The organism is Streptococcus sp. KR (assembly GCF_002238115.1).
Classification (GTDB): domain Bacteria; phylum Bacillota; class Bacilli; order Lactobacillales; family Streptococcaceae; genus Streptococcus.
In genome coordinates this window covers 1-549 of record NZ_NGVM01000125.1, presented here as the reverse complement: position 1 = coordinate 549, position 549 = coordinate 1, and the positions used below count along the sequence as shown (strand labels likewise).

The 549-nt window shown below is 37.2% G+C and carries 1 protein-coding gene; it reads right to left on the bottom strand.

Going from position 1 to position 549, the window contains the following annotated elements; genetic code table 11:
* On the bottom strand, positions 1-549 hold a 549-nt coding region (locus tag CBI42_RS11220), incomplete at both ends, for a relaxase/mobilization nuclease domain-containing protein (protein ID WP_179211416.1).

Sequence of the window (549 nt, the reverse complement as noted above, 5' to 3'; positions counted from 1 at the left end):
CATCTCGGACATTTCTTTGTTGAGGCTGATCAAGTAATTTATACTTCACAAATTTGCCAGAAAAATCAATCTGAAGGTCAAGCGCAACTGCTTTTTGTTTAAAGTCTTCCAACGACAGCGAGTGCTTCAGAAGAAAATCTAGACGATCCTTAATTTCAAAGCGATAATTATTTTGTCTTCTCCAAGCAGAATACTTTGTGTAAGAATTTTTCATAGTAGGCTCAATAATTTTGGCGCCATAACGTGCCGCATGTTTGTCCGATATCGCCCTCAAATTTTTAAGGGTTTTCTTTTCCCAACGAAATTTTTTAAGCGTTGAGGTATTGGTTGTATTGAGTATGATATGATTATGAAGATGATCTTTATCCGTGTGTGTCGCAATCACAAACTCATAATTCCCACCTGTCAATTCCAACACTGTCTGACGGCCAATTTCATGAACTTGCTCAGGGGTCAAGTTGTCATCTGGAGAAAAAGACTGGATAATGTGATGAGCCAATACTTGTTTTCCTGAAGATAATTCTTTCAAGTCATCATCTCCTTTTTTAA